At 52.6% G+C, this 7838-nt stretch carries 5 protein-coding genes and 1 pseudogene; 2 read left to right on the top strand and 4 right to left on the bottom strand.

Annotation, left to right across the window (positions count from 1 at the left end):
• Positions 1 to 89 (top strand): annotated as a pseudogene (locus tag ACR0ER_RS25250) (IS6 family transposase); the annotation flags it as partial.
• Positions 90 to 551: 462 nt separating this feature from the next.
• Here the strand turns inward: ACR0ER_RS25250 and ACR0ER_RS25245 are convergent.
• The 3 genes from ACR0ER_RS25245 to ACR0ER_RS25235 all read right to left on the bottom strand — a co-directional run bounded on the left by ACR0ER_RS25245 (position 552) and on the right by ACR0ER_RS25235 (position 5142).
• Positions 552 to 2543: a heparinase II/III domain-containing protein gene (locus ACR0ER_RS25245; RefSeq protein ID WP_480771228.1), complete on the bottom strand. Its 1992-nt coding sequence runs from the start codon at positions 2541 to 2543 to the stop codon at positions 552 to 554.
• Positions 2544 to 2635: 92 nt separating this feature from the next.
• Positions 2636 to 4099 carry an SLC13 family permease gene (locus ACR0ER_RS25240; RefSeq protein ID WP_480771227.1) on the bottom strand — a complete coding sequence of 488 codons (1464 nt, stop codon included), beginning with the start codon at positions 4097 to 4099 and terminating at the stop codon, positions 2636 to 2638.
• A gap of 152 nt (positions 4100 to 4251) precedes the next feature.
• Complete coding sequence (locus tag ACR0ER_RS25235) at positions 4252 to 5142, bottom strand: LysR family transcriptional regulator (RefSeq protein ID WP_480771226.1); 891 nt, start codon at positions 5140 to 5142, stop codon at positions 4252 to 4254.
• A 92-nt stretch (positions 5143 to 5234) separates the two neighbouring features.
• Between ACR0ER_RS25235 and acdA the strand changes: the two genes are divergently transcribed.
• A complete protein-coding gene (gene acdA / locus ACR0ER_RS25230; protein WP_480771225.1) occupies positions 5235 to 6440 on the top strand; it encodes a 3-sulfinopropanoyl-CoA desulfinase in 1206 nt (401 codons plus the stop codon).
• Between the two features lie 487 nt (positions 6441 to 6927).
• On the opposite strand, the gene ACR0ER_RS25225 is transcribed toward acdA, so the two are convergent.
• Complete coding sequence (locus ACR0ER_RS25225) at positions 6928 to 7677, bottom strand: homocysteine S-methyltransferase family protein (protein WP_480771224.1); 750 nt, start codon at positions 7675 to 7677, stop codon at positions 6928 to 6930.
• Positions 7678 to 7838 lie beyond the last annotated feature (161 nt).

Here is a 7838-nt window from a genome sequence, read left to right as displayed (position 1 = left end):
AGCGTTTCAGGCGCATGCGAAGTTTACAGAAATTCGCCTCCGTCCACTCCTCCGTTTACAACCGCTTCAACCATGAAAGATCACTTACCTGACGAGACACCTTCAAGCTAACACGCACCGCCGCTCTTAGCGAGTGGCGTCAACTTTGTTCCGCATAGGTTCGCGGTTTCTGTGGGAAACTGAGACTGGTTCGAATTAGTCTGACAGCACCTCACAGGATGCTGCCTTGGCTCCGATGGCCGCTGTGAGTCCGCTCTTCGGACCTTTGTCCATATTGGATTTACGTTGCCCCGCAATGACCAATGCTCCTCGATTTCAACACCAAGGCTTCAAACCGTGATGTCCATCGTTTTATGACCACGTAAACATTCAAAGTCCGAGGAAACTGCAAACACCCATTCGGGCACACGCGAACTGGTCCCGGGCGGCCTTGCTCTCAAAATAGTGGTCAATCAATCCTTGCTTGCTCGGCGATCATCACGGCTCAACCGTGCCCTTTTTGAGTAGAGTTTTTGCCCGGTAACTTGGCGTGCTCAGGTCGCTGACCAGACCTACTGCCTTTCGCTGTTGCTCGGGAGGCTGACTGTCAAACTCCACTGGCTCAAGGGGACAGCTGTTTTGTAGGTCGACTGTCCATCGCTTTCGAAAACGACTGTAATGGTCTGTGGTAAAGTCGAAGCATCAAGGTTCAAGTCAACCATCAACCTCTTTACGCCCGTGTTAGGGTTTTGAATTCGGCATTCGGAAGCGTAAGGCGTTTTACATGGATTTGCTGAACGCAATACGAATTCAGCTTCCGGCGGAGATAAAATTCGCGCACGTAGTTCTTGACCCTCTTGGGTCAGGGTTGCGTTTGACCCAGCAATCAAAACGTCCGCTTCGGTGTGCATCGTCCATGCCATCGGCCCTTTTTGAGGGCTGCTGATTTCATCCTGAATAACCACCGTTTTATCATCGACCACCGCAATTCCACGCATGATCGTCCCTTTGGTTTTGCCATACACATCAGAAAGATCGGCGATCGTGAAGTTGAACCCAGAGAACTGGCCAAACTCATTGATCTGCGCACGCCCAGTTGCAATTTGGTTTGCTTCATTAAAGGTCAGAGTATTCTGCCCGATCGTTGCCGTGCGATAGTAATCAAAGCGTTTGTCGGTAAAGTATCCTGGCAGCTGATAATTCCCGATCCCCAGATCCACTGCCCACCGCACACTGTTTGCCTCAAGCACAAACGTTCCAGCGTCCAGGTTATTGTGGTGGCTGCGGAGTGGCCCGGCTTTGAACCCAACAAATGTTGCGTCAGGATCGTCCCAAGCGGACCGCATAGTCACAAGCCCAAGCCGCCCGGACCAATAGGCATCTTTACGAGGGGGTATCGGTTCATGATCTGAGCTTTGCTGCCAAATCAGCTCGAAGGCTGGATGGGAGGATGGCGCGGTGTTAATGGAAGGTAGGTTGTAGTTTGGCTGATTGTAGTGCGACGCTAGCCATGTGAGCGCGACAGGATCGGTACTTGTGTCGCTATCACCATAGTTGAAGAGCATTCCTGTCGGTCCAGTCACATGGATCAAAAATTCCCCAAATCTCTCCAGCCCCACAGATTTTGAAAGGCGGAAGTCATGACCAAGAATTGAATTCAAAGAGTCAATCAAAACAGCCGCATCTCTGGCCGACAGAGCGCCGTACATTGGTCCCTCCGACCAAGCTCCATCCGGAGCAAACATTGCAAACCCGTTGCGAATGGAGTCCTGAGCGCGTTCGATAATTCTATTGGCTAATTCCGGCTCCGCTTCTGAAGAGACCAGTGCCGCGACGATCATTCCGGTGTTGCAGACGATATTCCAGTTGAATGATGCGACAGGCCACGTGATATCTGCGCTTGCAGTTCCTTCGGGCAGTGTCTTTGGAACCGGTGCCGGATAGACCCAACGTTGCGGCGCGACCCAGCCATTTTCGAAATATAGTGTGTCCAGATCATAAATCTTGTCAGCTTCTTTCAATGCGTTTTCGACCAATGCAGTCCTAATGACTTTGTGATCTTGTGGGTCCAGAGTTTCGCTGATCCAGCTGTATCCAAGTGAAACCGCCAAACTCACACGGCTGAGACCGAGAAAGTTCTCGGGATGCCAGGTCTCTAAATCCGACAGTTGCAGAAGTTCTGTCCTGGTGCGCTCGGCATAGCGACTGTCGCCTGTCAAACGCCACGCCAAAGCCAATGTCGTTAGGCGTTCTACGGGTCTTTCGCCAAAACCCTGGAAAGCCTGGTGTATCTCGCCATCTTCCCTTTGAAGTAGTTCGACAATTGTTGGCGATTGCAGGTGTGCATTCGCACGTGCAATCAAAGCTCTATACTTAAGTGCGAACACAGAATCCTCAGCTCGTTGAGCTTCAATTCGCTGCACGACTTCTTCCGTCAGAATAACCTCAGGCACCGACGTTTGAGATGCTGCGCTTGTTGCGCACAGACAGGCTAGGAGCAGCACATACAGTAAGTAGGCGCGTTTTCGACTGTTCTTTCTGGCGGCCGCAATCACAAAACCCATACGCTATCAATACTCCTACGAACTAACACTGCAAAGAATACGGCCATCGCTTTTCGACCAAGGCCGGCTTCGGGACGTATCTTCCTGAGTTACTACCAGCCCAAAATAGGTTGATAGACGAAGTTGACCGCTAGGGTGCACAGAGCAAGGCCGCATAAATTGAGCCAAAACCCTGCCCGCGCCATGTCGGTGATTTTAAGATCAGGGTTCGAAAACACGATCGCATTCGGGGCCGTTGCGACTGGCATCATGAAAGACATATTCGCTGCAAGCGCGGCAGGTACTGCCAATAAAAGCGGACTCCAATCGAACCCGACAGCAACGGCAGAAACCACTGGGAGTATTGTTGCCGCTGAGGCTGGGTTTGACATGATCTCAGTCAAAAAGACCATCATCGCAACGACTAGAAACACCATGGCGAAAACCGTGATGTCAATTGCTGACACCTGTTCTCCGATCCAATCCGCGAGGCCGGTAATCTGAAACGCTAAAGCCACAGCAAGTCCACCGCCGATTAGGATCAACACGTTCCATGGCAATCTCACAGCGGTTTCCCAATCCAGTGCGAATTTTGTCATATCTGCGTTCACCGGGGTCGCGAAAAGAAACAAAGCTGCGATCAATGCGACACCGGTATCCGTGATTGGCAATCCGGTGAAATGCGTAATCTGGTCCCCGAAAATCCAACCGGTTGCGGCCAGAACAAAAACCACTGCAACGGTCTTTTCCGCGCGGCCCATCGGCGGAAGCCTTTCCCGTTCAATGCGAACCGCGTCAGAAAGGTCGTTTTCCGCCAAGCCGTCGCACCGAAACAAGACAAAGCTCAACAAGGCCCAGGCGATGAACAACATTACCAATGTCACCGGAAGACCTATCATCAGCCAGTCAACGAACTCGACCGTTATGCCGTATTCGCCGGACATGATCGTCGCCAGCAAAGCATTGACGGGAGATCCGATCAACGTGGCCATTCCCCCAATCGATGCGCTGTAGGCCACGGCAAGCATTAGGCCAACGGAAAAGCGGCGCAACTCGTCCGATGCCGGAACTTTGCTTTTGATGAAGTCGATTACAGACAGTGCAACGGCATATATCATGATTGTTGCGGCCGTATTCGTGATCCACATCGAAAGGAATGCAGTGGCAATCATGAAGCCTAGGGTCAGATTGTGTGGCCCCGTACCGGCCCTTGAGACGATTGCTAGCGCGATGCGCCGATGAAGGCCGACGGCTTCGATTGCCATGGCCAGCATGAACCCACCCAGAAACAGGAATATGAGGGGATGGCCATAGGCCTGCGTGACCGTGCTAATCTCGGCAACTCCGGCGAGAGGTATGACGATTACCGGTAGTAACGCAGTGGCGGCTAGGGGTATTGCCTCACTGAGCCACCATGCAACCATCCAAGCTAATAAGGCCAGTAACGTCCAGCCCGCCGTGGACAGTCCAGGCGGTGGATCAAGCGAACGAACGAGGAAAAACAGTATCGGGCCCGACAGTAGCGACAGGAATATGCGCCAACGGGAACGGACAGACTGGACCTGAAGCTCCTGCATGATACCAACCTTCGGTGTAGCAATCCCGACGATGTGTCTACGCGGCACTCATGGCCGCGTCTTGTGTTAGACTAGGGCAAACATCTGGCTTATGTCATCTGCAGGTTTCTTGTTCCAGCGTTGTGGGCAATGAGCCATACGGCTTGAGCAACTTAAAGCTCCGCGTTTTCCAGACCGGCAATGCTGGCTTCAAGCAGTGTCTTCAGCTTTGGGCGCCATATTTCAGTCAGGGCGTCTTCGCGTGTCACCAGTGAGATGTTGCGAAACAGCGGATGTGGCTTACAAGGCAGTACAAGAACCTGATCAGCGCCGTACCGCAATACGTCTGTTTTTGGTAAAAGCGCGTACCCAATGCCGCTTTTAACGCAGTTTACGATTGCTTCGATACTATCGAGGATAATCACTTCCTTCGACTTCAATTGCATCTGATCGCGGTATTGGGCGATCAGCTTGCCGATGCCCGACGATGGAATGAAATGCAAAAATGGGTGTGATCCGGAAAGCCCGGTTAGTTCTTTCACCTGGCTTTCCAGCGGCGCCGCGATCACCATTTCCTCTCGGATCAAAGTTTTGCAGCAAAGATCAAATGTCGCGTCTGCGATTTCAGTTACGATTGCGGCATCAAGTTGACCGTTCCGGACCTGTTCGCACAAAGTCTCTGATAATCCAGTGCTGGTGCTCAACATTGTTTTGGGAGCCAGTTGTTCAGCTGTTCCAAGAAACAAGGGCAGAATGCGAGCAGCAGCAGAGGGGACAAATCCGACCCGGTACGTTCCGGTTAGTTGATCGGTGGGAACACATCTTGATTTCAGAACTGAGTAGGCATCAACTATTGTCTTGGCGTCCTGAGCAACCCTCACTCCGAGTGGCGTCAGCTTGGGCGGCCGATACCGGCGATCGAACAACGCTGCGCCAAGCTCTTCTTCCAGCGATTTCATCTGCATGCTGACAGCAGACAGCGTCATGTTGCGCACTTCTGCGGTTCGAGAAAATGAGCTGTGCTGCGCAATCGCAACCAACGTTTCTAAAGCTGAAATCTGCATAAATTCAAAAAATCTTAATTTAAGAACAAAGTAAATTCGATTGAAAATAACATGCGAGCCCTCACATAATTGTGAGCAGAGAGGATGGCGTAATGCTCGATCAGGGAACAAAGACGTATCAGGAAATCGCCCGAGAACTTGCTCCAGGATTTGCCGACCGTGCCGGTCACTGGGACGAAACCCGAACCTATTGTTGGGAAAACGTACGTGAACTGACCGATGCCGGACTTATGGGCATGACAATCCCGCCCAGGTTCGGAGGGCTCGGCGCCTCATACCTTGACGTGGTATTTGTCGTCGAAGAAATCGCCAAAGCCTGCGCGTTGAGTGCGAGGATTGTCGTTGAGGCCAATATGGGCGGCATCAGCGCGATCATGGCCTATGGTACAGATGAGCAACGAGACTTTGTGGCCCCGCTGGTCCTGTCAGGGGACAAGCCGGCAATCTGCATAACTGAGCCCAACGCCGGCAGCGCGGCGACCGAGATGCAAACAACGGCCCGGCGTATTGGCGGGAAATATCTGATCAACGGCAGCAAACACTGGATTACAGGCGGCGGCGTTTCGAAGCTCTACCTGATTTTTGCACGTGTTCTGGATGAAGATGGAACCGATCTCGGGATCACCGGTTTTCTGGTTCACTACGATCCCGAAAACGGTATCGCCCCCAAAGGGTTCGATGTGGTCGGTCGCGAAAGGACCATGGGGCTGTGCGGAATGCCCGAAACTGTGCTTCGCTTTACCGATCTGGAAGTTGACGCGCGTTTCGCTCTGATTACGCCTTCGGGAATAAAACGTGGTTTTGCGGACCTGATGACCGCCTATAACAGCCAGCGCATCGGGGCTGGAACGGTTGCCATGGGAATTGCAGCCGGTGCGCTAGAGCATTCGAAAAGATATCTGCGTGAGCGTCATCAGTTCGGCCGCCCGTTGCAGGAGTTTCAGGGTCTGCAGTGGATGCTTGCAGACATGGATACGGCGGTCCATGCCTCCCGTCTGATGCTGCACGAGGCCGCTGGCACCCTTGGTTCGACTGGGTTTCCCGACATGACAATGGCAGCCCGGGCAAAGGCCTTTGCGTCTGAACAGGCAATCAAAGTCGTCAACGATTCCTTGCAGATATTTGGTGCGCGTGGATATGGTGCGCAGGAGCCGATTGAGCGCATGTATCGCGACGTGCGTATGTTCACTATCGGCGGTGGAACTGCGCAGATCCTGAAAACACAGATCGCAGGTAATTTGTTGGGCATTAAAACGCCGCAAACCAGAGACGGGTACGCAAAGCTGGCCACGGGTTGATAGCTTGAGACCGCTATAACTACGAAAATTAGGCATCATAAGGTGCCCGACTGACGCAGATAGGACGTAAAACCCGATTCTGACTTCGATCCCAGTTTTCAATCGCAGCTAATGGCCGGTCTGACGAGACGCAATGTAGCAACTTGAGGGTAGGGTGAACGGCAGGTTTGGGCCGATGGGTAGGTCGTGACAAGCGGGGAAGGGGCAATTGCCGCGCCTGCTCGGAGGTTTGCAATGAGCCCATTTGACCGATGCTGCGCGATGCCCCAATTTCAGCAGTGCGCAGAAACCGGACTTTGCAAAGTTCAGCGGATGGCATTTTAATAGTCGATTTTGATGCTGCATTCAGGACACCGTCTGCCGGCTTCCAACTCACCCGCAGGATGTAAATGCGAATGTTAGTTTCAATGCCTCCGACTCAAGCGTTTAAATGTGCCGCTAAGCTACTGATATGAGACGTAGATGATCCGCAGCAACCACCCAGATATCAAACTCCGAACAACTGATGAAGGGAGGCCAAGTTTTCTCCAAAATCCTCCGGTGCTTCGGTTTCGATTTCGTCCAATCCTTCAAGCTCTTCCGGAGTTTTTGCGGACGTATTGGCATCAAACCCGACGATCCGTTGCGCGGCACTCTGATAGCGATCATAGGCCGTCCGATATGTGGAAGAAAAAACAGAGGCGTGCACACAGTTGATCGCGTAGTTTGATGGAGGCCTCTGAGTCTCGTTGTCTATCACGTCGATAGCGATATCGATTGGTGTTCCGTCGAGAATGCAACCATCGGGCCTAATGACGAAACTTAGAACGTAGGGCAGGCCGGTCGATGAAAGCACCTGGGCAATGCCCTTTGCTTCCTGAAAACTCGGCAAGGTTTGCGCCTTGAAGAAATCTATGCCTGTCTTCGCAAGCTCTTCTACCTGAGGCGCATTTAGATCTATTGCAGACTGAGTATCAGGCGCTTCGTCCGGGAGGTAGCCATCGCCAAATGGCCCCGTCACACCCGCTATCAATATAGGTGAAGCGTCTGGCCCGTAGCTCGCTTTCACTTCCTTCATGAATGCGTAGGCATCTGTGTTTACTGGCTTTTCGGCAAATCTCGATTTTGCAACGCGATCTGCGCTTGCCCTCCAGGTAGGCGTCCCGGCAATCATGGGCACCCCATACTGTTGTCCAATATTTAGGTACTCGCGGTGCGTATCTAACAGTACTTGCCTGCCAATTTTGTCATAGATCATTCCAGCATGAGCAATGTGTGGGTCAAACGAGCCGCTCGCACCGCGCCTCAGACGCTCGTACATTGAACCTTTGTCTAGCCCCCTTGTTCTGGGCCATCTCGGACTAGAGTTTCGGGGACTGGTGGGCGCATGTTGAGGGCCTGATGCGGTCGGGTGTGGTT

Source organism: Ruegeria sp. CH8 (assembly GCF_056536985.1).
The sequence above is the reverse complement of the archived record's forward strand: the minus strand, read 5'-3'. Positions and strand labels throughout refer to the sequence as shown.

Excerpts from the sequence above, each read along its gene's own strand:
- ACR0ER_RS25240 (WP_480771227.1), bottom strand. The coding sequence starts at position 4,099 with ATGCAGGAGCTTCAGGTCCAGTCTGTCCGTTCCCGTTGGCGCATATTC.
- ACR0ER_RS25235 (WP_480771226.1), bottom strand. The coding sequence starts at position 5,142 with ATGCAGATTTCAGCTTTAGAAACGTTGGTTGCGATTGCGCAGCACAGC.
- ACR0ER_RS25245 (WP_480771228.1), bottom strand. The coding sequence starts at position 2,543 with ATGGGTTTTGTGATTGCGGCCGCCAGAAAGAACAGTCGAAAACGCGCC.
- ACR0ER_RS25225 (WP_480771224.1), bottom strand. The coding sequence starts at position 7,677 with ATGATCTATGACAAAATTGGCAGGCAAGTACTGTTAGATACGCACCGC.
- acdA (WP_480771225.1), top strand. The coding sequence starts at position 5,235 with ATGCTCGATCAGGGAACAAAGACGTATCAGGAAATCGCCCGAGAACTT.